Here is a 22,806-nt window from a genome sequence, read left to right on the forward strand (position 1 = left end):
ACGGAGGGAACGGCCACCGGGGAAGCCGGGGACGTCGTCGACGCCCCGTGAGGGGCGCGGAGCCCCTGCCGGCACGCCGCCGCGCCGGGCGGGCGCCCCCCCCCCCGCCCCCCGCCCCCCCCCCCCCCCCGCCCCGGCCCCCCCCCCCCCCGCCCCCCCCCCCGCCGCGCCCCGCGGGCGGGGGGGGGGGGGGGCGCCCCCCGGCCCCCCCCCCCCCCCCCGGCCCCGCCCCCCCCCCCCCCCCCGGGGGGGGGGCCCCCCCGGCCCCGGGGCCCGGCGGGGGCCGGGCTCCGGGAAGGGGCGGCCGGTGATCACGGCGGCGACCGTCGTCCCGCGCGCGAAGGCGCCCTCCCGGGCCAGGGCGACGAGGCCGTACAGCAGCTTGGCGACGTAGAGACGCTCGACGGGCAGCCCGTGACGGCGTTCGAACTCCTCGGCGAAGTCGTCGAGTTCCGGGGTGGTACGGGCGTAGCCGCCGAAGTGGAAGCGGTCGTCCAGGCTCCAGTCGCCGCGCGGACCGCCGAAGGCCTCCCGCTGCAGAGCCCGTACGCCGGCGTCCAGGAAGCCTCCCTTGAGGACGGGGATGCCCAGGGCGCGCCGGCCTGCGGCCAGTCCGGCGGCCAGACCGGCGAGCGTGCCGCCGGTGCCGCAGGCGACGGCGACGACGTCGGCACGATCGCGCAGTTCCGCGCCGAGCGCTCGGCAGCCGCGTACGGCGAGGGCGTTGCTGCCGCCCTCGGGGACGACGTAGGCGTCCTCGGCGCCCGCGGCGCGCAGGACGGCCGCCAGGGTCTCCGGATCGGTCTTGCGGCGGTACACCGACCGGTCGACGAAGTGCAGCCGCATGCCGTCGGCCGCGCACCGGGCCAGGGAGGGGTTCAGCGGGCGGCCGGCGAGTTCCTGCCCGCGCACGACGCCGACCGTGGGCAGGCCGAGCAGCCGGCCGGCGGCGGCCGTCGCACGCAGGTGGTTGGAGTACGCGCCGCCGAAGGTCACGACGGTACGGCCGTTCGCCGCGGCCAGATTGGGCGCGAGCTTGCGCCACTTGTTGCCGATCAGCTCCGGGTGGATCAGGTCGTCCCGCTTGAGCACCAGCCGCACCCCGTACCGCTCGAACCGCTCGTCCGCGACTTCCTGCACCGGCGTGGGCAGGCGGGGGCGGAGGGCGGCGGGATCGGCGGCGTCGGCGGCGTCGGGGCTGGTCACGACACCATTGTCGGAGGTCGGCGCAGCCGGGGGGACAGGCCCCCGGGCGCGCGGGGGCCGGCACCGCTGCCCGGACCGGAGCGCTTCCCGCTGCCGGGCCGGGCGCGAGCCGGTCCGGGCCGTCCCCGCGCTTTTAGGGGCGGTCGGCCGGACCCTCTTCCCTGCCCCGGCCACCGGTGATCCATTCCCGCTCTTTCGTGTAATGGTATGCGCACGTTCCGTGAGAGAGGCTTGGCCGTGCACATCGATGCCCGGCGCGGATCGGCGCTGGAGCGCAAGGGGAGGGCATTTCTCTATGTCGGTAGGCGAAGAGGTCCGCACCGAGCAGACCAGGCCGCAGCAGAGCCTGGGCACGGCGGCCGCGCGGAACCTGGCCACCACGACCAAGTCCGTGCCTCAGATGCAGGAGATCAGCTCGCGCTGGCTGCTGCGCATGCTGCCGTGGGTGGACATCCAGGGCGGCGCGTACCGGGTGAACAGGCGACTGACGTTCGCCGTCGGGGACGGCCGGCTGACGTTCGTGAAGACCGGCGACCGCGTCGAGGTCATCCCCGCCGAGCTGGGCGAGCTGCCGGCGCTGCGGTCCTACGAGGACGAGGAGGTGCTCTCGGAACTCGCCCGGCGCTGCCAGCAGCGGGGCTTCGCCGCGGGCGAGGTGATCGCCTCGTTCGGCAGCCAGGCCGACGCGGTCTACCTGCTCGCGCACGGGCGCGTGGAGAAGATCGGCACCGGTCCCTACGGAGAGGACGAGTCCCTCGGCATCCTCGCCGACGGCGCCTACTTCGGCGACCAGGCCCTGCTCGACCAGGACGCCATCTGGGAGTACACCGCCCGCGCGGTCACCGCCTGCACGGTCCTGGTGCTGCCCCGGCAGGACGTGCAGCAGATCGCGGAGCGCTCCGGCACCCTGCGCGAGCACCTCCGGCAGCACCGCTCCGTCCCCCGGCAGCGCACCAACAAGTACGGCGAGAAGGAGATCGACCTCGCCGCCGGCCACTCCGGCGAGCCGGACATCCCGCACACCTTCGTCGACTACGAGGCCAGCCCCCGCGAGTACGAACTGAGCGTCGCCCAGACCGTCCTGCGCATCCACACGCGCGTGGCCGACCTCTACAACCAGCCCATGAACCAGACCGAGCAGCAGATCAGGCTGACCGTGGAGGCCCTGAAGGAGCGCCAGGAACACGAGCTCGTCAACAACCGCGAGTTCGGGCTGCTCCACAACTGCGAGTACGACCAGCGGATCCAGCCGCACGCCGGCGTCCCGAGCCCGGACGACATGGACGAACTGCTCAGCAGGCGGCGTGGCACCAAGCTGTTCCTCGCCCACCCGCGTGCGATCGCCGCGTTCGGCCGCGAACTCAACAAGCGCGGACTGGTCCCCGAGACCATCGACATCGGCGGCAACCGCATCCCCACCTGGCGCGGAGTGCCGATCTTCCCGTGCAACAAGATCCCGGTCACCGAGGCCCGTACGACGTCGATCATCGCGATGCGTACCGGCGAGCAGGAGCAGGGCGTCATCGGCCTGCGGGCCGCCGGCATCCCCGACGAGATCGAACCGAGCCTGTCGGTGCGCTTCATGGGCATCAACGAGCAGGCCATCATCAAATACCTGGTGACGGCCTACTACTCGGCCGCGGTTCTCGTCCCGGACGCGCTCGGTGTCCTGGAGAACGTCGAGATCGGCCGCTGGTGACGGACCGTCCCGGCCGTGGCGGTTCAGGGGGGAGTCCGTGACGGAGACGAAGAAGCGCACCACCGGGACCCGGCGTTCCGCCGAGACGCGGCTCCCCGGCGGCACGCCCGGCACGCCCGAGGAGCACGGACACCTCGGGACGCGCGGGGACAGCGGACCGGAACCGCCCGACGAGCACGAGGCGACGGCGCTTCTGGAACGCGCCCGGGCATCGGTCGACCCCGAACTGCGGGCCGCGCTGTCCTCGCTGCCCGGCGCCATGCGCCGGATCGCGCTCTACCACTTCGGCTGGGAACACGCCGACGGCACACCGGCCGCCGGCAACGCGGGCAAGGCGATACGCCCCGCCCTCGTGCTCACCTCGGCCGCCGCGATCGGCGGACCGCGGGCGCGGACGGCGGCCGTGCGGGCGGCCGCGGCGGTGGAGCTGGTGCACAACTTCACGCTGCTTCACGACGACGTGATGGACCGGGACGCCACCCGCCGGCACCGGCCCACCGCGTGGACCGTCTTCGGCGAGCCTGCCGCGATCCTCGCCGGGGACGCCCTCCAGGCGCTGGCCCTGCGGCTGCTCGCCGAGGACCCGCACCCGGCCTCCCCGGCCGCCGTCGCCCGGCTCGCGGACTGCGTCGTGGAACTGTGCGCCGGACAGCACGCGGACACGGCCCTGGAGCGGCGGCGTCCCGCCGAGGTCACCCTCGACGAGACGCTCGCCATGGCCGAGGCCAAGACGGGTGCCCTGCTGGGCTGCTCCTGCGCTCTCGGGGCGCTGTACGCGGGCGCGCGGGAGGAGGACGTCGAGGCGCTGGACGCGTTCGGCCGCCAGGCGGGGCTGGCCTTCCAGCTCATCGACGACGTCATCGGCATCTGGGGTGATCCGCGCCGCACCGGCAAGCCGGCCGGTGCGGACCTCACCGCCCGCAAGAAGTCCCTGCCGGTGGTCGCCGCGCTCGCCTCCGGCACCCCGGCGGCGACCGAACTGGCCGAACTGTACGAGACCTCGCCCGGGAAGGGGGACGCGGAGCGCACCGCGCTGGCCGTGGAGCGGGCGGGCGGCCGGGACTGGGCGCAGGCGCAGGCGGCCGACCGGATGGCCCGGGCGATGCAGGAGCTGGCCCGGGCGGTGCCCGACCCGGAGGCGGCGGGCGGACTGCTGGCGCTGGCCGAGTTCGTCACACGGCGCAGCACCTGACGGCCGGCCGGGACCGGCGGGACCTCGCAGCTCTCGGCGGACCGTGCGGCACCGGCCGCCGCACGCCCGCCCGTACCCGGGGCCGCGCATCCCCCCGGTGCGCGGGGGCCGCCGGCCGTGGCGGCAGGGTCTTCCCGGGGTGAGGGAAGCCCGGCCGCGCGGGCGGGGCCAGGCCGCGCCGGCGGAATCCTGAAGGTGCGGGCGGCAGCCCGGCCGGACCGGGCGGGACCTGGTCGCGTCGGCAGGGTCCCTGCCGTGTGGCGGCTCGGTCGTGCCGGTGAGACTGTGACCGCGCCGAAGGGTTCCGGACGCCGCGGCGACCTCGCGCGCAGCCCTCGCCGAAGGCAGCCGATAGGGTTCAACAGCCAGGCTGGCAACGCCGGTTGAGACGAAGGGGCGGGACATGGGCGTGGCGATCCGGACGGCGGGGGAGGACGACCGCGAGCTGGTCGTCCGGCTGCTGGACGAGGCATTCCAGGACGATCCGGTCAGCAGCTGGGTCTTCCCGGGGGACGAGTACCGCCGTACGACGCACCACAGGCTCATGGCCGCCTTCACCGACATCGTGCTCGCCGACGGGCGCATCGACGTCACCGAGGACGGCTCGGCCTGCGCGCTGTGGCTGTCCGTGCCCGCGGGCGACCACGACGACGAGGACGACGGCCCGGCCCTGGTGCGCGAGGCCGTCGACCCGGACAACGCGCGGGTGGAGCTGATCGGCCGGCTCACGGCGGACATCCACCCCTCCGACCGTGCCCACGAGTACCTGTGGATGATCGGCGTGGCTCCCGAGCGGTGGGGTCAGGGCCTCGGCACCGCGCTCATCGCGTCGGTCCTCGACCGCTGCGACCGCGAGGCCCTGCCCGCCTACCTGGAGGCGAGCAGCGCGCGCAGCCGCCGGCTGTACGAGCGGCTGGGCTTCGAGTGCACCGGTGCGGCCCTGCGCCTGCCGGACGGCCCGCGGATGTGGCCGATGTGGCGCGAGCCGCAGCCGACGGCCTGAAGCCCGCCCGCCGCGTGCCCGGTCCGCGGTGACGAAGAAGAGATCACGCCGTCCCGCGGCGCCGCGTGCGCGGGTCCTCCCCGACGCGCGCCGCGCTCCCGGGCGGGGGCGAACGCCGGCCGGGCATGCGGACGTGAACGCGTGCCTTGGCCCGCCCGCCGTCCCGGTCCGGCGGCCGGCCGGACCGGTGCCGAAGTCCCGCGAGCGAATCGGCCGGGTGGCGGACGTCGAGCCCCTGGGGCCGTGCCCGGCAGCGGCGCCCAGACGTCCTCGATGGGGGTGGCGGGCGGATCCCGGATGCGCGCGGCCCGCACCCGGACCGCCTTGGACGCCGTGCTCGGCGGACTGCGGACCGGATGCGGGCCGGAAGACCATGCGACCAAGAAAACCGCAGGTCAGATGGCGTGATGCAAGATCAGGCCTTCTTGGTCTCCCAGAAGATCTTGTCGATCTGGGCGATGTAGTCCAGCGCCTTCTGGCCGGTGGCGGGGTCGGTGGAGGCCTTGGCGGCGGACAGGGCCTTCAGGGTGTCGTTCACCAGCTGGTGAAGCTCCGGGTACTTCTCGAAGTGCGGCGGCTTGAAGTAGTCGCTCCACAGCACGGACACGTGGTGCTTCGCGAGCTCCGCGCGCTGCTCCTTGATGACGGCGGCACGCGTCTGGAAGTGCGGGTCGTCGTTTCCGGCCATCTTCTCCTGGATGGCCTTCACCGACTCCGCCTCGATGCGGGCCTGGGCAGGGTCGTACACGCCGCAGGGCAGGTCGCAGTGCGCGCTGACCCTGACCTTGGGGGCAAACAGGCGGGAAAGCATGAAGCAATCCTTCCTCGTGATCGTCTTCTCAGGGGGGACATTACTCCGTGAGAGACCGGTTTTCGCGAGTGCCCCCGTGGGCTTAGGACAAAAGTCCGGTGTGAGACTGGGACTGGTGGAGGAACGGACCGGGGAGGTGCCGGCGATGCCGGAGCTGTCGCAGGGGGGCGAGCGGCCGAGGGCGCTGCTGCCGTTCGGGCCGGCGGAGGTGACCGGGCCGTCCATGGTGCCCACGCTGCACCACGGGGACCGGCTCCTGGTGCACTGGGGGGCCGGGGTCAGGCCGGGCGACGTGGTCGTTCTGCGGCATCCCTTCCAGCAGGACCTGCTCGTCGTCAAGCGGGCCGCCGAGCGGCGCGAGGGCGGCTGGTGGGTGCTCGGGGACAACGCGTACGCGGGCGGCGACAGCACGGACTACGGAGTCGTCCCCGAGGATCTCGTGCTCGGCCGGGTCCGGTTCAGGTACCGGCCGCGCAGGGCGGATCAGCGTTCGCCGCTGGCGCTGGTCCGCTGGGCGCTCTCGGCCGCGCGGCCGGTCTTCGCCGACCGGTCCGCCTCCAGGCGCTTGCGGGCCCGGTAGGCCGCCACGTTGGCGCGGGTCGCGCAGCGGTCGGAGCAGTAGCGCCGGGAGCGGTTGGTGGACGTGTCCAGGTAGGCGTTGCGGCACGGGGCCGCCTCGCACAGGCCCAGGCGGTCCACGCCGTACTCCGTGAGGTGGAAGGCCAGGCCCATCGCCGCGATCGCCGCGTAGCCCGCGGTCGCGTTCGACGGGTGGTCCGCCAGGTGCATGTGCCACAGGGGGCGGCCGTCGTCGTCCCGGAAGTCGTGGCCGGAGATCTGCGGGCTCACCGGGAACTCCAGCAGCAGGGAGTTCAGCAGGTCCACGGCGAGGGTCTCGTCGCCGCCGTCCGCCGCCTCGAAGACCGCGCGCAGCCGTGCCCGGACCGAGCGGAACCGCGTCACATCGGCCTCGGTGGCCCGCCGGGCCGCCGACTGGTTGGCCCCGAACAGGTCGCGGACCGCCTCGATCGAGGTCAGGGAGTCCTTGCCCCGGGCCGGCTCCTCGGTGTTGACGAGGCGTACGGCGTAATCCGAGTAATAGGCCAGTTCCACTTGTAGTCCTTACGGAGGCGTTCTATGGTCGGGATGCGGTCGGGTAACAGCTGATCGTGCTTCCAGGGTATTACGTGATGTACGCGACGGAGGGGCTCGATGACGGACGCCGACACCACCACGACAGCCACCCCCGACTGGCGGGCCTGGCAGGAGAGCTGGGACCGGCAGCAGGAGTGGTACATGCCCGACCGCGAGGAACGCTTCCGGATCATGCTCGACATGGTCGAGGCCCTGGTCGGCACCGCGCCGCGCGTCCTCGACCTCGCGTGCGGTACGGGAAGTATCACGGCCCGGCTGCTCCGGCGGTTCCCCGAGGCCACCAGCACCGGCGTCGACCTGGACCCCGCGCTGCTCGCCATCGCCGAGGGAACCTTCGCGGGGGACGAGCGGGTCTCGCTGGTCACCGCCGACCTCAAGGACCCCGACTGGCCCGCGAGGCTGCCGTACGACTCGTACGACGCCGTGCTGACCGCCACCGCCCTGCACTGGCTGCACCGTGAACCCCTCGCGGTCCTCTACGGCCAGATCGCGGACCTCGTCCGCGACGGCGGTGTCTTCATGAACGCGGACCACATGATCGACGAGACGACGCCCCGGATCAACGCGGCGGAGCGGGCCCAGCGCCACGCCCGCATGGAACGGGCCAGGCGGGACGGCGCCCTCGGCTGGACCGACTGGTGGCGGCTCGCCGCCGAGGACCCGGTGCTGGCCGGGCCGACGGCCCGGCACTTCGAGATCTACGGCGAGCACGCGGAAGGGGACACGCCGTCGCCGGAGTGGCACGCGCGCGTCCTGCGCGAGCGGGGGTTCGGCGAGGCGCGGCCGGTGTGGTGCTCGCCGTCCGACACGCTGCTGCTGGCGCTGAAGTAGCCGCGGCCCGGGAACGGGCGAGGGGCGGCACGGGAGTCCCGTACCGCCCCTGCGCGTCCGTGCCGTCAGAGCACCTTGGACAGGAACGACTTCGTCCGCTCGTGCTGCGGGTTCGTCAGGACCTCGCGCGGGTGGCCGGACTCCACCACCACGCCGCCGTCCATGAACACCAGGCTGTCGCCGACCTCGCGGGCGAAGCCCATCTCGTGGGTGACGACGACCATCGTCATGCCGGACTCGGCGAGATCGCGCATGACGTCCAGGACGTCGCCGACCAGCTCCGGGTCGAGGGCCGAGGTCGGCTCGTCGAACAGCATCAGCTTGGGGTCCATCGCCAGCGCCCGGGCGATCGCCACGCGCTGCTGCTGGCCGCCGGAGAGCTGCGAGGGGTAGTTGCCGGCCTTGTCGGCCAGGCCCACGCGCTCCAGCAACTGCAGCGCGCGCTCCCTGGCCTGCGCCCGGTTCACGCCCTTGACCTGCACCGGCGCCTCGATGACGTTCTCCAGCGCGGTCATGTGCGGGAACAGGTTGAACCGCTGGAAGACCATGCCGATGTCCCGGCGCTTGAGGGCGACCTCGCTGTCCTTGAGCTCGTACAGCTTGTCGCCCTTCTGGCGGTAGCCGACGAGTTCGCCGTCGACGTACAGGCGCCCGGCGTTGATCTTCTCCAGGTGGTTGATGCAGCGGAGGAAGGTCGACTTGCCGGAGCCGGAGGGGCCGATGAGGCAGAACACCTCGCCGGACTTCACCTCCAGGTCGATGCCCTTGAGGACCTCGACGGGACCGAAGGACTTGTGGACGCCCTCCGCCTTGACCATGGGGACGGCCCTGTCCCGCACGGGGACGTCCGTCTTGCTCGGCTTCTCGGTCATGCGCCCACACTTCCCCTCGGGCGGCCCAGCGACAGCATGTTGGTCTTCACCTTCTGCCACGGCGTCGGCGGCAGCTGGCGGCTCGCACCCCGGGCGTAGTACCGCTCCAGGTAGTACTGGCCGACGCTGAACACCGAGGTCAGCAGCAGGTACCAGGCCGCGGCCAGGAACAGCATCTCGGCGGGGGCGCCGGAGGTCTGGCCGATGTCCTGGGCGACGCGGAACAGCTCGGAGTACTGGACGACCGACACCAGCGAGGTCGTCTTCAGCATGTTGATGACCTCGTTGCCCGTGGGCGGCACGATCACGCGCATCGCCTGCGGGACGACGATCCGGCGCAGCGTCTTGGAGTGGCTCATGCCCAGGGCGTGCGCCGCCTCCGTCTGGCCCTCGTCGACCGAGAGCAGACCGGCACGGCAGATCTCGGCCATGTACGCGGCCTCGTTGAGGCCGAGGCCGAGCAGCGCCGTCAGGAACGGCGTCATGAAGTCCGACCACTCGTCGCGGTAGACCGGGCCGAGGTTGATGTACTCGAAGACCAGGCCCAGGTTGAACCAGACCACCAGCTGGACCAGGACCGGCGTGCCGCGGAAGAACCAGATGTAGAACCAGGCGATCGAGGACGTCACCGGGTTCTTCGACAGGCGCATCACCGCCAGCAGGATGCCGCCGGCGATGCCGATCGCCATGGACAGCACGGTCAGCAGCAGCGTCTTGCCCACGCCTTCGAGGACGCGGCCGTCGAAGAGGTAGTCCGGGATCGCGGTCCAGTTGATCCGGCCCTGGGAGAACGCGTAGATGACGCCGCCCAGCAGGGCGAGCGCGACGACGGCGGAGACGTACCGCCCGTAGTGCCGGACCGGGATGGCCTTGATGGCCTCCGGTCCGGCCGGGGGAGTGCCGGCCGGGCCCGCCGTCTTGTCTATGTCAACAGTCACGGGTGTTGCCTTTCGGTGCCGCTCGGTCGCGGTCACGCGCCGCCGTTGATGGTGGCTTCCTTCACGGCGCCGTCCACGACGCCCCACTTCCGGAGGATCTTGTCGTACTCGCCGTTGTCGATGATCGCGTCCAGCGCGGCCTTGAGGGCGTCGCGCAGCTGCGTCTGGTCCTTGGCGACCGCGATGCCGTACGGCGCGGCCTCGACCTGCTCGCCGACGAGCTGGAAGTCGTTGCCGCCGCCGGAGGTCTTCACCGCGTACGCGGCGACCGGGAAGTCGGAGGAGCCGGCGTCGGCGCCGCCCGCGCGCAGGCGGGTCTGGGCCTGCTGGTCGTTGTCGAAGGCCTCGATGGAGAGCTTCTTGTCCTTCGGACACTTCTCGGCCTCGGCCTTGGCGAGGTCCTCGGAGACCGTGCCGCGCTGCAGCACGACCTTCTTGCCGCACAGGTCGGACCAGGTCCTGATGCCCTGGTCGTCGCCCTTCCTGGTGTAGATCGAGACACCGGCGGTGAAGTAGTCCACGAAGTCGACGCCCTCACCGACCTTCTTGCCGGTGTTCGGGTCGATGCCCTTCTGGCGCTCCGGGCTGTCGGTCATCGCGGACATGGCGATGTGGTACCGCTTGGAGCGCAGACCGGTGAGCAGGGTGTCGAAGGTGCCGTTCTGGAACCGGAACTCGACGCCGAGCTGCTTGCCCATGGCGGCGGCCAGATCGGGGTCGATGCCGACCGTCCTGCCGGAGCTGTCCTTGAACTCGACCGGGGCGTACGCGATGTCGGAACCGACCTTGATGACGCCCTCGTCACGGATCGTCTGCGGCAGCATGTCGGCGAGCGGGGCCGAGCTCGTCGCCGCGGTCCCGCCGTCCGAGCCGTTGTTCTGGGTCTGGTCACCGCATCCGGTGAGCAGCAGCGCGCCTGCGACCGCGATCGCACCGACCGCTGCTGGCCGGGAGTGCGCGGCGGTCGTACGACGGGTGGAGCTTGCGGTCATGGTGGGTTCCTCCGGCGGATGGGTGGAGTTGCCGATGGGGCTGACAGTGGCCGATGGGTTCGGCCGCTGCCGGTGGGGCGACGGTTGCCGATGGGATCCGGCCGCCGCGGACGGGCCGGCGCCTGCCGATGGGTTCGACAGATGCCGAGGGTCGATGGGAGCACACGCCTTCGAGTGTCGCGACCTCGTGTGATTACGGCATCTTGCCATTCGGACTGAGCTGTTCAGGGGGCCCGTCATGTCAAAATCGGATAACGGGTGATCCCCGAACCGCACCAGGCCGGTACATCGCGGCCCAGTCTTTGCGGAAATCGGCATCTCCGGCCGGAAGATCTTCGGTGGATCTCGGGATATGGACGGCTGGTGCCGGGCGAAGGCACTTCCCGGAACCCTTGTCAAGACGTTTGTCGAGGGGTGTCCGGATAGTGGGCTATGAGCCATGTCACCGGCGCGCGACCTTTTCGTGGGCCTCGGGGCCCGTCATGGGAGCTTGCGCCTATTCGACTCGTCGCGAAGGTCGTCCGTCGGGTATGAAGGTGCTTTACACCCCTCATCAGGGGCTCAGGGCGCGTGTGCGGCGCGCCCGTCGCGTATGTGCCCGTACGTATCCCGTACACAGCACCACCAGGGCCGTACGCGGTGCCCGCCCACCCCTCACCAGGAGTGGAAAACCCTCGGACCATGAATACCTAAGGGGTAGAACGAAGTGGCAGCGGAGATCGTCAATCCTCGCAGCGAGAGCGCGGACCGTACGGATCGGGAGGGCGGTGCGGAAGCCCTCGATTCCTTCGATCCGGTCGATCCGGCGTTCGCGCTGCACCGCGGCGGCAAGATGGCCGTGCAGGCCACCGTGCCGGTCCGCGACAAGGACGACCTGTCCCTGGCGTACACGCCCGGCGTCGCGAAAGTGTGCAGCGCGATCGCCGAGCAACCGGAGCTGGTGCACGACTACACGTGGAAGTCGTCGGTCGTCGCCGTCGTGACGGACGGCACGGCGGTGCTCGGGCTCGGAGACATCGGCCCGCAGGCCTCCCTCCCCGTGATGGAGGGGAAGGCGATCCTGTTCAAGCAGTTCGGCGGCGTGGACGCGGTGCCGATCGCGCTCGACTGCACGGACGTCGACGAGATCGTGGAGACGGTGGTGCGGCTCGCGCCGTCGTTCGGCGGGATCAACCTGGAGGACATCTCGGCACCGCGGTGCTTCGAGATCGAGCGGCGGCTGCAGGAGCGGCTGGACATTCCGGTCTTCCACGACGACCAGCACGGCACGGCGGTCGTCACGCTGGCGGCGCTGCGGAACGCCGCGCGGCTTTCCGGGCGGACGCTCGGGGAACTGCGGGCGGTGATCTCGGGCGCGGGCGCGGCGGGTGTCGCCATCGCGAAGATGCTGGTCGAGGCCGGGATCGGGGACGTCGCGGTGGCCGACCGGAAGGGGATCGTGTCGGCCGACCGGGGCGATCTGACGCAGGTCAAGCGGGAACTGGCCGGGTTCACGAACAAGGCGGAGCTGTCCGGGTCGCTGGAGGCGGCTCTGGCAGGGGCCGACGTCTTCATCGGGGTCTCCGGCGGTACGGTGCCGGAGGAGGCGGTGGCCTCGATGGCCGAGGGGGCGTTCGTGTTCGCGATGGCGAACCCGAATCCCGAGGTGCATCCCGAGGTCGCGCACAAGTACGCGGCCGTGGTGGCGACCGGGCGGTCGGACTTCCCGAACCAGATCAACAACGTGCTGGCGTTCCCGGGGATCTTCGCCGGGGCGCTGCAGGTGCGGGCGTCCGCCGTCACCGAGGGGATGAAGCTCGCGGCGGCCGAGGCGCTGGCGGCGGTCGTGGGTGACGACCTGGCGGCGGACTACGTCATTCCGTCCCCGTTCGACGAGCGGGTCGCGCCGGCGGTGACGGCGGCGGTGGCGGCGGCCGCGCGGGCGGAAGGTGTCGCCCGGCGGTGAGGTTCGGGTGGCCCCGTCCCTTCGGGGGCGGGGCCACTTCCTTGTCCGGGATGGGCTGTGCGGGTGCTCTGACGCGGGTGCGGGGCGAGGACCGGTACGGGTGCGGGCGCGTGCCGGCGGCGGCCTGCGCGGCGGGGTGGGGATGTCCGCGGCGCCTGCGGTCGCCTCGCGGGACGGGGCCGCCCGGGGCTGTGTCCGCCCGAGGCCCGGCGTGGCTGCCGGTCCGGTGTGATCGGTGTCCCCGCCGGACGCTGCGGAAGCACCCCGACCCCCCTGCCCGCCGCGGACGGCCGCGGGCGCGTGGACGCTGCCCGTCCGGTGAACTCTCCCCGGCGTCCGGCAAGAGGGCGTGTGTCACAGGGACACATGGTTCCGCCCGGGGGAGCGGGACCCTATCGTCAGGCCCATGTTCGCTGTCTATGCCGCCCGAATCGACCGTGACCAGCCGCTCTCCGGTCTGGAGTCGGGGGAGCGACCGGCTCCCGAGCCCCGTCCCGGCTGGAGTGTCGTCGAGGTCAGGGCCGCCTCCCTCAACCACCACGACCTGTGGTCCCTGCGCGGCGTCGGCCTCGCAGAGGACCGGCTCCCGATGATCCTCGGCTGTGATGCCGCCGGTGTCGACGAGGACGGCAACGAGGTCGTCCTGCACTCCGTGATCGGCCAGAGCGGGCACGGGGTCGGACCCGAGGAGCCGCGCTCCATCCTCACCGAGCGCTACCAGGGGACGTTCGCCGAGCGGGTCGCCGTGCCGACCTGGAACATCCTGCCCAAGCCCAAGGAGCTCTCCTTCGAGGAAGCCGCCTGCCTGCCCACCGCCTGGCTGACGGCGTACCGGATGCTGTTCACCAACGCCGGGGTGCGCCCCGGTGACTCGGTGCTGGTGCAGGGCGCCGGCGGCGGGGTCGCCACGGCCGCGATCGTGCTCGGCAAGGCGGCGGGGCTGCGGGTCTTCGCCACCAGCCGGGACGAGGCCAAGCGGAAGCGGGCCGTGGAGCTGGGAGCCGTGGAGGCGCTGGAGCCGGGGGCGCGGCTGCCGCAGCGGGTCGATGCCGTCATCGAGACCGTCGGGGCCGCCACCTGGTCGCACTCGGTGAAGTCGCTGCGCCCCGGCGGCACGCTGGTCATCTCCGGTGCCACGAGCGGCGACCGGCCCTCGCACGCCGAGCTGACCCGGATCTTCTTCCTGGAGCTCAAGGTCGTGGGATCGACGATGGGCACCAAGGACGAACTGCAGGATCTGCTGTCGTTCTGCGCCGCCACGGGTGTGCGTCCCGTCATCGACGAGGTGCTCCCGCTGGAGAGGGCCCGTGAGGGCTTCGAACGGCTCGAGTCCGGGGACCGGTTCGGGAAGATCGTCCTCGTCAACTCCTGATGGTTTCTCCACGGGCGCGGCCGTCCCGGGTGCCGGGGACGGCCGCGTCCGGGTGCCGGGGACGGCTTCCGGGGGCGGGACCGGCCCGCGGTGCGGCCGGCCGGTCGGTTCAGGCCTTCGGGGTCCGGAGTATCGCCCCGATGTGCGCGGCCGCCGCCGACAGGTGGCGGCGGGCGTCGCGGAGCTGGCCGGGGGTGACGCCGTGGTCCCGGGCGGCGTCGCGGATGTCGTCCCGGAAGCGGTCGAGCAGACGGTCCAGGTCGCGAGCGGGGTCGCCGGTGGAGTCCGCGACGCTCTCGTGCGCCCAGCTCGGGACGTACTCGGCCGGGAAGTCCTCCGGGGTCCGGGAGCGGTCGGGTTCCGGTCCCGGGGCGCCGGTCCGGCCGAAGCCGAAGTCCTTGCCGAACTCGCCGAACTCCTTCGCCAGTTCGGCCAGGCCCTCGCGCAGCCCCGTCGGCCAGTCGCCCCGCGTGAAGTGGACCTGCACCTGTTCCTGGACGCGCCGGGCGATGCGCTGCACCTCCTCCTGGGCCTGGGCCCGGGCCCGCTCCTGCGCCTCCTTCGCCTGACGCCGGGCCCGCTGGGCCTCCTCGCGGGCCCGGCGGCTCTCGTCCTTGGCGCGCCGGGCCTGTTCCTTCCACTCCTGCTTGACCCGCCGCATCTCCTCCTTGGCGGCGCGCCATGCCTCCCGGTCGTCGAAGTCACCGGAGCCGCCGTCCCGTCCCTCGCGGGCCTCGGCTCCCGTGCCCCGGCGAGCCGCGCCGGCGGCGGCCCGCATCTCCCGGCGCAGATCGCCCGCCGCGCCGCGCACATCGGCCCGGATCTCGGCGGCGAGCTCCGCGACCGACTCCCGGATCTCCAGCTCCAGGCCGGCCAGCTCACCGCTGCGGTCGGCCAGCTCGGCGCGACCGGCGTCCGTGATGGAGTACACCTTGCGGCCGCCCTCGGTGGTGTGGGTGACCAGGCCCTCGGCCTCCAGCTTGGCCAGGCGCGGGTAGACCGTGCCCGCGGACGGCGCGTACAGCCCCTGGAAGCGTTCCTCGAGGAGGCGGATCACCTCGTAGCCGTGGCGCGGAGCCTCGTCCAGCAGCTTCAGCAGGTACAGGCGGAGACGGCCGTGGGCGAAGACGGGAGGCATGTCAGAGCACCTTCTTGTCGGTCGTGCCGTCGGCCGGGGCGTCGGTCGCGCCCTCGTCCCGGCCGGGAACGGAATTGTCCCCCGGGGCGTCCTGCGGGCCGGTGGCCGGGTCGTCGGCGGGCCCGGCGGCCGGACCCCCGCCGCCGGGCGCCGTGTCCCACGGCTCGTCCTCCCGGGGCGGGCGGCTCAGCAGGGCGATCGAGCCGGAGACGGTGGTGGCCCGCAGCTTGCCGGTGCCCGCGCCGAGCCGGCCCGTGACCTTGTGGGCGCCCCACCGGCCGTGCACCCGGAGGCCGCGGAAGGCGTTGGAGATCCTCCCGCCGGCCGTGCTGGCCTCCACCTCCGTGTCCGCCGGGTGGGGGAGCCGGATGGCGATCTCGCCCGAGACGCTGGTCAGCCGGACGTCGGCGGGGCCGTCCGGGTCGAGGTCGACGATCATGGAGCCGCTGACGGAGTCGGCCCGCACGGAGGGGCCCGAGCCCTCCACCACGGTGAGGTCCCCGGACACGGAGTTGAACCGCAGGCAGCCGGTCACGGCCTGGGCTTCCAGGTTCCCGGACACGGTGTCGGCGCGCACCGGGCCGGACAGCCCGACGAGGGTCGTGTCGCCCGTGACGCCCCTGAGCACCGACTGTCCCCGGAGCCCGGAGACGACGGCGCCGGCGCCGACGACTCCCACCTCCACGCGCGTGTCCGCCGGAACGGCCAGGGAGACCACGGCGCTGCGGTGCCGGCTCCCGGGGTCGAGCCACTTGAGAAGGTCTTTCCACGGCAGGTCGTCGTAGGCCACCGTCAGGGTGCCGTCCTGCTGGGTGACGGCCAGGGGCGGACCCGCTATCTCGGATACCTCCAGGCGGGCGGGCCCCTCGTCCGTCCCCATGACGTTCACCGTTCCGTCGACGATGCGCACATGGAGTTCGCTCACCCGCTCGTCGAAGGTGAGCTTCCCCGGTTCGGCGACGGACCACTCGGGCATGGGACAGACCTCCTAGGCCGGGCCGGGCCGGGCCGCGCCGGACCGCGCGGGGCCGGGATCGGCAGGACCGGACGGAAAAGGACGCGGCATATCGCGTCCATCACTCAAAACGATATATCGCGGACTCGGGAAGTCAAGACACTCGTTCCGGTGGCCACCGGCGACCGGCCGCCGAAAGCGGGCCGAGCGCCCCGGCCCGCGGCCGCGTCGCCGGAAGCGCTCCGGGCCGGCTCCGCTCCCATGGACGCCGGGAGGTTCCCGCCTCCCATGGACGCCGGGAGGTTCCCGCCGCTGCGGGGGACCGGAGGAGCCCCCTCCGCCCCGGGCGGCCCGGAGAAGCCCCCGTTCCGGCAGGGACCCGGAAAACACGTGCGGGGCGCCGCGCAGGCGCCCCGCACAAGGGAGGAGCTGGGAAGGGGGTGAGGAGGGCGGAAGGAGGCGGGTCTACTCGTCGTCCTCGTCGTCCAGCCGCGCCAGCCACGTCGCCAGCCGCTCCACCGGCACCTCGAAGTCCGGGTTCAGGTCGACGAACGTCCGCAGCTGCTCGGCGAGCCACTCGAAGGTGATCTCCTCCTCGCCGCGCCGCTTCTCCAGCTCTTCGATGCCACGGTCCGTGAAGTACATGCGGTCAAGGATAAGTGCGCGAAAACGGCCCGGCCGCACCCCCGGAACACGGCCGGGCCGCACCCCCGAACGGGGGTGCGGCCCGGTCACGTACGGCCCGCGGAGGCGGTTACGCCTCGAACACCTCACGCACCAGCTGCTCCTGCTCCGCCTGGTGCCGCTTGGCGGAACCGACGGCCGGGGACGAGCTGTGCGGACGCGAGATGCGCCGCAGGCGCTCGCCGTGCGGGACGTCGGCGCCGACCGCCAGGTCCAGGTGGTCGATCAGGTTGAGGGCGATGAACGGCCAGGCGCCCTGGTTCGCCGGCTCCTCCTGGGCCCACAGGTACTTCTCGGCGTTCGGGTACTTCTTGATCTCCGCCTGGAGCTCGGCACCCGGCAGCGGGTACAGGCGCTCGATGCGGATGATCGCCGTGTCCGTGACGCCGCGCTTGCGACGCTCGGCCTCCAGGTCGTAGTAGACCTTGCCGGCGCAGAAGACGACCTTCTTCACCGCGGCAGCCTCGACCGAGGTGTCGCCGATGACCGGGCGGAACTGGCCCGTGGTGAACTCCTCCGCCTTCGACGCCGCGGCCTTCAGGCGCAGCATCGACTTCGGGGTGAAGACGACCAGCGGCTTGTGGTGCGGGTTGTGCACCTGCCACCGCAGGAGGTGGAAGTAGTTCGACGGGAGCGTCGGCATCGCGACCGTCATGTTGTTCTGGGCGCACAGCTGCAGGAAGCGCTCGGGACGCGCGGACGAGTGGTCCGGGCCCTGGCCCTCGTAGCCGTGCGGCAGGAGGAGGACCACACCGGAGGTCTGGCCCCACTTCTGCTCCGCCGACGAGATGAACTCGTCCACGACCGTCTGCGCGCCGTTGGCGAAGTCGCCGAACTGGGCCTCCCACAGCACGAGCGCGTCGGGGCGGGCCAGCGAGTAGCCGTACTCGAAGCCCATGGCCGCGTACTCGGACAGCAGGGAGTTGTAGACGTTCAGCCGCGCCTGGTCCTCGGAGAGGTACTGCAGCGGCGTGTACTCCTCGCCCGTGTTGCGGTCGATGATGACCGCGTGGCGCTGGCCGAAGGTGCCGCGCTGGGAGTCCTGGCCCGCCAGGCGGACCGGGACGCCCTCCAGGAGGAGCGAGCCGAAGGCGAGGGTCTCGCCCATGCCCCAGTCGATCGTGCCGTCCTCGACCATCGCGGCCCGGCGCTGCAGCTGCGGCAGCAGACGCGGGTGGACGGTGATGTGGTCGGGGATGTTGACCTGGGACTCGGCGATCCGCTTGACGACCTCCGTGGACACCGCGGTGTTCACGGCGGCCGGGAACTCGGCCTGCGGGTCGGAGGGCGCGGCGACCGACGGCTGCGAGGTGGCCTCGCGGACCTCGGTGAAGACCTTCTCCAGCTGGCCCTGGTAGTCCTGCAGCGCCTGCTCGGCCTCTTCCAGGGTGATGTCGCCGCGGCCGATCAGGGACTCGGTGTACAGCTTGCGCACCGAGCGCTTCTTGTCGATCAGGTCGTACATCAGCGGCTGGGTGAAGGCCGGGTTGTCCGACTCGTTGTGACCGCGGCGGCGGTAGCAGATGAGGTCGATCACCACGTCCTTGTTGAAGGCCTGGCGGAACTCGAAGGCCAGGCGCGCCACGCGGACGCAGGCCTCCGGGTCGTCGCCGTTGACGTGGAAGATCGGGGCCTCGATCATCCGCGCCACGTCGGTGGCGTACATCGACGAGCGGGAGGACTCGGGAGCCGCGGTGAAGCCGACCTGGTTGTTGATGACGATGTGGACCGTGCCGCCGGTGCGGTAGCCGCGCAGCTGCGACATGTTCAGGGTCTCGGCCACCACGCCCTGGCCCGCGAAGGCCGCGTCGCCGTGGATCGCGATCGGCAGGACGGTGAAGTCCGTGCCGCCCTTGTTGATGATGTCCTGCTTGGCGCGGGCGACGCCCTCCAGGACCGGGTCCACCGCCTCCAGGTGCGAGGGGTTGGCGACCAGGCTGACCTTGATCTGCTCGCCGTCCAGGCCGGTGAAGGTGCCCTCGGCGCCCAGGTGGTACTTCACGTCGCCGGAGCCGTGCATCGACTTCGGGTCGAGGTTGCCCTCGAACTCGCGGAAGATCTGCGCGTAGGACTTGCCGACGATGTTGGCCAGGACGTTCAGGCGGCCGCGGTGGGCCATGCCGATGACGACCTCGTCCAGGCGGGACTCGGCCGCCGAGTCCAGGACCGCGTCCAGCAGCGGGATGACGGACTCGCCGCCCTCCAGGGAGAACCGCTTCTGGCCGACGTACTTCGTCTGCAGGAAGGTCTCGAAGGCCTCCGCCGCGTTCAGGCGGCGCAGGATGCGCAGCTGCTCCTCGCGCTCCGGCTTGGAGTGCGGGCGCTCCACGCGGTCCTGGATCCACTTGCGCTGCTTGGGGTCCTGGATGTGCATGAACTCGATGCCGGTGGTGCGGCAGTACGAGTCGCGCAGCACGCCGAGGATGTCGCGCAGCTTCATCATCGACTTGCCGGCGAAGCCGCCGACGGCGAACTCGCGCTCCAGGTCCCACAGGGTGAGGCCGTGCTCGGTGATGTCCAGGTCGGGGTGCTTGCGCTGCTGGTACTCCAGCGGGTCGGTGTCGGCCATGACGTGGCCGCGGACCCGGTAGGAGTGGATCAGCTCGAAGACGCGGGCGGCCTTGGTGACGTCGTCGTCGTGGGAGGCGTCGATGTCCTTGAGCCAGCGGACCGGCTCGTAGGGGATGCGCAGGGCCTCGAAGATCTCGTCGTAGAAGTTGTTCTCGCCGAGCAGGAGGTTGGCGACCTGGCGGAGGAACTCGCCCGACGCGGCGCCCTGGATCACCCGGTGGTCGTAGGTCGACGTGAGCGTCATGACCTTCGAGATGCCGAGCTTGTTGAGCGTGTCCTGGCTGGTGCCCTGGAACTCGGCCGGGTAGTCCATGGAGCCGACGCCCATGATCACCGACTGGCCGGGCATCAGGCGCGGCACCGAGTGGACGGTGCCGAGGCCGCCGGGGTTGGTCAGGGAGACCGTCACGCCGGTGAAGTCGTCCATCGTCAGCTTGCCCTCGCGGGCGCGGCGGACGATGTCCTCGTAGGCCTGCCAGAACTCGAAGAAGTTCAGCGTCTCGGCCTTCTTGATCGCCGCGACGACCAGCTGGCGGTCGCCGTTCGGCTTGACCAGGTCGATGGCGAGGCCGAGGTTGACGTGGTCCGGCTTGACCAGGGTCGGCTTGCCGTCCTTGACGGCGTACGACCAGTTCATCGACGGCATCGCCTTGATGGCCTGCACCATCGCGTACCCGATGATGTGCGTGAAGGAGATCTTCCCGCCCCGGGCGCGCTTGAGGTGGTTGTTGATGACGATGCGGTTGTCGAACAGCAGCTTCACCGGGACCGCGCGGACCGAGGTGGCCGTCGGCATCTCCAGCGAGGCGTCCATGTTCTTCGCGACGGCGGCGGAGGGACCGCGCAGCGTCACGAGCTCGGGCCCCTCGGCGGCCTCCTTCGCCGGCTCGGCCTTCGCCTTCGCCGCGGGCTTGGCGGCCGGGGCGGCGGCGGGCTTGGCCGGGGCCGGCGCGGCGGGCCGCGCGGCCGCGGGCGCCGGAGCGGGCTGCGCGGGCTGGGCCGGGGCAGCCGGGGCCGGCGTCTGCGGGGCCGGGGTGGTGGGCTGAGCCGTGGTGGTCCCTGCGGCCCCCGCGGCCGCAGTACCCGCCGGAGCCGGGGCGGCGGACGCCCCCGGCTTGTAGTCGGCGAAGAAGTCCCACCAGGCGCGGTCTACCGAATTCGGGTCCTGGAGGTACTGCTGATAGATCTCGTCGACGAGCCACTCGTTCGCACCGAACGCGGCGGCGGGATTCTTGCCCGCTTGGTCGGTGTCGGTCGAGATGCTCGAGTTACTGGGGGACTGTGGCGACACGGCGGCAACCGCCCTCTTCCGCTTCACAAGGTGATGGACAGCGGGAATAAAGGCTACGCCTCCCGGCGGGGGAAGGTCAGGTCGGGCCCGTTCAACGTCGCGTAAGTCACATCTCGGGGTGTGTTTCGGCGCTGAAAATGGCGGGAAGCAAGCGTGGTTCCGCTGCGAAAGGGCACAGAGGGGAAAAGCGGGACCGGGCCCGGTACCCCGCGGGTACGGGCCTGTCCCTGATCACACGCGTCCGTCGGCGAGGACGCACATGGATCTTGTGGCTCCGGTTCGAACTTTACGTCAACTTGGCACAGAAGGAAGCCCCGGAAGGCTGACCAGGATCCGGCAGCCCCGCTCGGATTCGGCCACGCCGATCCGTCCGCCGTGCAGATCCACCGCCCAGCGCGCGATGGCCAGGCCCAGGCCCGTGCCGCCGTCGCTGCCGGGGCCGTGCGGCCGGGTGACGGCGCCGCGGTTGAAGCGCTCGAAGACGCGGTGCCACTCGGACCGGGGGATGCCGGGCCCCTCGTCCAGGACCTCCAGCTCCAGCGACTCGGGGCGCGGCCCGCGCCGCGCCCTGACCGTCACCCGGCCGTGCGGCGGGCTGTGCTTGACCGCGTTGTCGATGAGGTTGGCGACGACCTGGTGGATGCGCTCCGGGTCGGCGTACGCGGTCAGCTCCGGCGGGGAGACGTCGAGGTGCAGGTGGACGTCCGTACGGGTGTGGCTGCCCGAGCCGGAGGCGATGCCCGCGCGCACGGAGGCGACCATGTTGGCCTCCTTGAGCACTCCGGACAGGTACGGCCACACCTCGAACCGCCGTGTCTTCAGCGGTACGACGCCGTTGTCCAGGCGGGACAGGTCCAGCAGCGTCTCCACCAGCCGGCCGAGCCGCTCGGTCTGCCCGAGGGCCGTCCGCATGGTCTCCGGATCGGCCTCGGTGACGCCGTCCACGATGTTCTCCAGCACCGCGCGCAGGCCCGCGATGGGAGTGCGCAGCTCGTGCGAGACGTTCGCCACCAGCTCCTTGCGCTGGCGGTCCTGCGCCGCCAGCTCGTCGGCCATGCGGTTGATCGTGACGGCCAGGTCGCCCAGCTCGTCACGGCGGTTCTCGCGCACCCGGCGCGTGTAGTCGCCGTGCGAGATGGACCGGGCCACGGCGTTCATCTCGTCCAGCGGCGCGGTCAGCGAGTGCGCCACGAACTGCGTGATGAGCAGGGTGGCGATCATCGAGAAGACCGTGATGAAGCGCAGCTCGGTCTCGGTGCGCATCGCGATCATCATCAGACCGGTGGTGATGAGGACCGAGATGACGACGAGCGCGCCCAGCTTGGTCTTGATCGAGAACGGACGTACGCCACCCCGGGGCTCCCCGGGGTCTCTCCGTGCGGCCGGCCCGTCGCTCATGGCGTCGGAGTCTCCAGCGCGTAGCCCACGCCGTGCACCGTGCGGATCCGCTCGGCGCCGATCTTCCGGCGCAGCGCCTTGATGTGGCTGTCGACGGTCCGGGTGCCGGAGGCGTCCGCCCAGTCCCACACCTCGGCGAGCAGCTGCTCGCGGGAGAGCACCGCGCGCGGGGTGTTCGCCAGGCACACCAGCAGGTCGAACTCGGTGGGGGTGAGGTGGACGTCCTCGCTGCGCACCCGGACCCGGCGCTGCGCGTGGTCGATCTCCAGTTCGCCGAGGCGCAGGATGCCGCTGCGCGGTGTCGCGGCGGCCAGGGCCGCCCGCTCCACGCGGCGCAGCAGGACGTGCACGCGTGCGGCCAGCTCGCGCATGGAGAAGGGCTTCGTCATGTAGTCGTCGGCGCCGACGCCGAGCCCGACCAGCATGTCGGTCTCGTCGTCGCGCGCGGTGAGCATCAGCACCGGCACCGGCCGCTGGGCCTGCACGCGCCGGCAGACCTCCAGGCCGTCGAAGCCGGGCAGCATGATGTCGAGGATCAGCAGGTCCGGCTGCCAGGCCTCGGCCGTGTCGACGGCGGCCGGGCCGTCGCCCGCCGTTTGCACCAGGAATCCCTCGGCGCGCAGGCGGGTCGCGATGGCGTCCACGATCGTCTGGTCGTCCTCGACAACCAGGACCCGGCGCTGTGCGCCCGGGGTAGCCGCCGTGCCGTTGTGGGAGGTGTGTGTCTGCTCCATCGCCCGCCCCTGAGGTGTG

18 protein-coding genes and 1 pseudogene are annotated in these 22,806 nt (G+C 72.0%); 7 read left to right on the top strand and 12 right to left on the bottom strand.

The features are described from left to right. Positions 1 to 291 precede the first annotated feature (291 nt). Positions 292 to 1,206 (bottom strand): annotated as a pseudogene (locus tag ACIBAI_RS20955) (1-aminocyclopropane-1-carboxylate deaminase/D-cysteine desulfhydrase); the annotation flags it as partial. A 295-nt stretch (positions 1,207 to 1,501) separates the two neighbouring features. Here ACIBAI_RS20955 and ACIBAI_RS20960 point away from each other — a divergent pair. From ACIBAI_RS20960 to ACIBAI_RS20970, 3 genes are all read left to right on the top strand, one after another. Further along, a complete protein-coding gene (locus ACIBAI_RS20960) occupies positions 1,502 to 2,905 on the top strand; it encodes a family 2B encapsulin nanocompartment shell protein (protein WP_399036295.1) in 1,404 nt (467 codons plus the stop codon). A gap of 37 nt (positions 2,906 to 2,942) precedes the next feature. Next, positions 2,943 to 4,097, top strand: a complete 1,155-nt coding sequence (locus ACIBAI_RS20965; protein WP_399036297.1) for a family 2 encapsulin nanocompartment cargo protein polyprenyl transferase — start codon at positions 2,943 to 2,945, stop codon at positions 4,095 to 4,097. A gap of 403 nt (positions 4,098 to 4,500) precedes the next feature. Then, positions 4,501 to 5,100 carry a GNAT family N-acetyltransferase gene (locus ACIBAI_RS20970; protein ID WP_399036298.1) on the top strand — a complete coding sequence of 200 codons (600 nt, stop codon included), beginning with the start codon at positions 4,501 to 4,503 and terminating at the stop codon, positions 5,098 to 5,100. Positions 5,101 to 5,515: 415 nt separating this feature from the next. On the opposite strand, the gene sodN is transcribed toward ACIBAI_RS20970, so the two are convergent. After that, positions 5,516 to 5,911 (bottom strand): superoxide dismutase, Ni, encoded by a 396-nt coding sequence (gene sodN / locus ACIBAI_RS20975; protein ID WP_344602781.1) that lies wholly within the window; start codon positions 5,909 to 5,911, stop codon positions 5,516 to 5,518. Positions 5,912 to 6,056: 145 nt separating this feature from the next. On the opposite strand from sodN, the gene sodX reads away from it, so the two are divergent. Further along, the gene (gene sodX / locus ACIBAI_RS20980; RefSeq protein WP_399036482.1) at positions 6,057 to 6,491 is read left to right on the top strand and encodes a nickel-type superoxide dismutase maturation protease; all 435 of its coding nucleotides are present in this window, start codon (positions 6,057 to 6,059) and stop codon (positions 6,489 to 6,491) included. Here sodX and ACIBAI_RS20985 read toward each other — a convergent pair. Then, the gene (locus tag ACIBAI_RS20985; protein ID WP_399036300.1) at positions 6,395 to 7,024 is read right to left on the bottom strand and encodes a CGNR zinc finger domain-containing protein; all 630 of its coding nucleotides are present in this window, start codon (positions 7,022 to 7,024) and stop codon (positions 6,395 to 6,397) included. The two genes, sodX and ACIBAI_RS20985, sit on opposite strands and share 97 nt — an antisense overlap. Positions 7,025 to 7,123: 99 nt before the next feature. Here ACIBAI_RS20985 and ACIBAI_RS20990 point away from each other — a divergent pair, with 99 nt between their 5' ends. Then, positions 7,124 to 7,897 (top strand): class I SAM-dependent methyltransferase, encoded by a 774-nt coding sequence (locus ACIBAI_RS20990; RefSeq protein ID WP_399036302.1) that lies wholly within the window; start codon positions 7,124 to 7,126, stop codon positions 7,895 to 7,897. A gap of 65 nt (positions 7,898 to 7,962) precedes the next feature. Here ACIBAI_RS20990 and ACIBAI_RS20995 read toward each other — a convergent pair whose 3' ends face one another. From ACIBAI_RS20995 to ACIBAI_RS21005, 3 genes are read right to left on the bottom strand one after another with little or no spacing between them, the layout of a single operon-like run. Next, positions 7,963 to 8,769 (bottom strand): amino acid ABC transporter ATP-binding protein, encoded by an 807-nt coding sequence (locus tag ACIBAI_RS20995; protein WP_399036304.1) that lies wholly within the window; start codon positions 8,767 to 8,769, stop codon positions 7,963 to 7,965. Then, the gene (locus tag ACIBAI_RS21000; RefSeq protein WP_399036306.1) at positions 8,766 to 9,707 is read right to left on the bottom strand and encodes an amino acid ABC transporter permease; all 942 of its coding nucleotides are present in this window, start codon (positions 9,705 to 9,707) and stop codon (positions 8,766 to 8,768) included. Before ACIBAI_RS21000 ends, ACIBAI_RS20995 begins: the two co-directional genes overlap by 4 nt. Positions 9,708 to 9,739: 32 nt before the next feature. Continuing rightward, complete coding sequence (locus tag ACIBAI_RS21005; RefSeq protein WP_399036308.1) at positions 9,740 to 10,699, bottom strand: ABC transporter substrate-binding protein; 960 nt, start codon at positions 10,697 to 10,699, stop codon at positions 9,740 to 9,742. A gap of 706 nt (positions 10,700 to 11,405) precedes the next feature. Here ACIBAI_RS21005 and ACIBAI_RS21010 point away from each other — a divergent pair. After that, positions 11,406 to 12,644, top strand: coding sequence for an NADP-dependent malic enzyme (locus ACIBAI_RS21010; protein WP_399036310.1), 1,239 nt, complete (start codon positions 11,406 to 11,408; stop codon positions 12,642 to 12,644). A gap of 406 nt (positions 12,645 to 13,050) precedes the next feature. Continuing rightward, positions 13,051 to 14,016 carry a zinc-binding dehydrogenase gene (locus tag ACIBAI_RS21015; protein ID WP_399036312.1) on the top strand — a complete coding sequence of 322 codons (966 nt, stop codon included), beginning with the start codon at positions 13,051 to 13,053 and terminating at the stop codon, positions 14,014 to 14,016. A gap of 109 nt (positions 14,017 to 14,125) precedes the next feature. Here ACIBAI_RS21015 and ACIBAI_RS21020 read toward each other — a convergent pair whose 3' ends face one another. The 6 genes from ACIBAI_RS21020 to ACIBAI_RS21045 all read right to left on the bottom strand — a co-directional run bounded on the left by ACIBAI_RS21020 (position 14,126) and on the right by ACIBAI_RS21045 (position 22,787). Beyond that, complete coding sequence (locus ACIBAI_RS21020; protein WP_399036314.1) at positions 14,126 to 15,154, bottom strand: helix-turn-helix transcriptional regulator; 1,029 nt, start codon at positions 15,152 to 15,154, stop codon at positions 14,126 to 14,128. Position 15,155: 1 nt separating this feature from the next. Beyond that, on the bottom strand, positions 15,156 to 16,130 hold the full coding sequence (locus tag ACIBAI_RS21025; protein WP_399036316.1) for a DUF4097 family beta strand repeat-containing protein: 975 nt from the start codon (positions 16,128 to 16,130) through the stop codon (positions 15,156 to 15,158). A 444-nt stretch (positions 16,131 to 16,574) separates the two neighbouring features. Further along, complete coding sequence (locus tag ACIBAI_RS21030; protein ID WP_028420339.1) at positions 16,575 to 16,754, bottom strand: DUF6104 family protein; 180 nt, start codon at positions 16,752 to 16,754, stop codon at positions 16,575 to 16,577. A gap of 109 nt (positions 16,755 to 16,863) precedes the next feature. Continuing rightward, positions 16,864 to 20,655, bottom strand: coding sequence for a multifunctional oxoglutarate decarboxylase/oxoglutarate dehydrogenase thiamine pyrophosphate-binding subunit/dihydrolipoyllysine-residue succinyltransferase subunit (locus ACIBAI_RS21035; protein ID WP_399036318.1), 3,792 nt, complete (start codon positions 20,653 to 20,655; stop codon positions 16,864 to 16,866). A 291-nt stretch (positions 20,656 to 20,946) separates the two neighbouring features. Continuing rightward, positions 20,947 to 22,053 (bottom strand): ATP-binding protein, encoded by a 1,107-nt coding sequence (locus ACIBAI_RS21040; protein WP_399036320.1) that lies wholly within the window; start codon positions 22,051 to 22,053, stop codon positions 20,947 to 20,949. Next, on the bottom strand, positions 22,050 to 22,787 hold the full coding sequence (locus tag ACIBAI_RS21045; protein ID WP_344602756.1) for a response regulator transcription factor: 738 nt from the start codon (positions 22,785 to 22,787) through the stop codon (positions 22,050 to 22,052). The genes ACIBAI_RS21040 and ACIBAI_RS21045 overlap by 4 nt, the downstream gene beginning before the upstream one ends. Positions 22,788 to 22,806: the final 19 nt, after the last annotated feature.

This window comes from Streptomyces sp. NPDC051041, from assembly GCF_044456065.1.
GTDB classification, from domain to species: Bacteria; Actinomycetota; Actinomycetes; order Streptomycetales; family Streptomycetaceae; genus Streptomyces; species Streptomyces glaucus.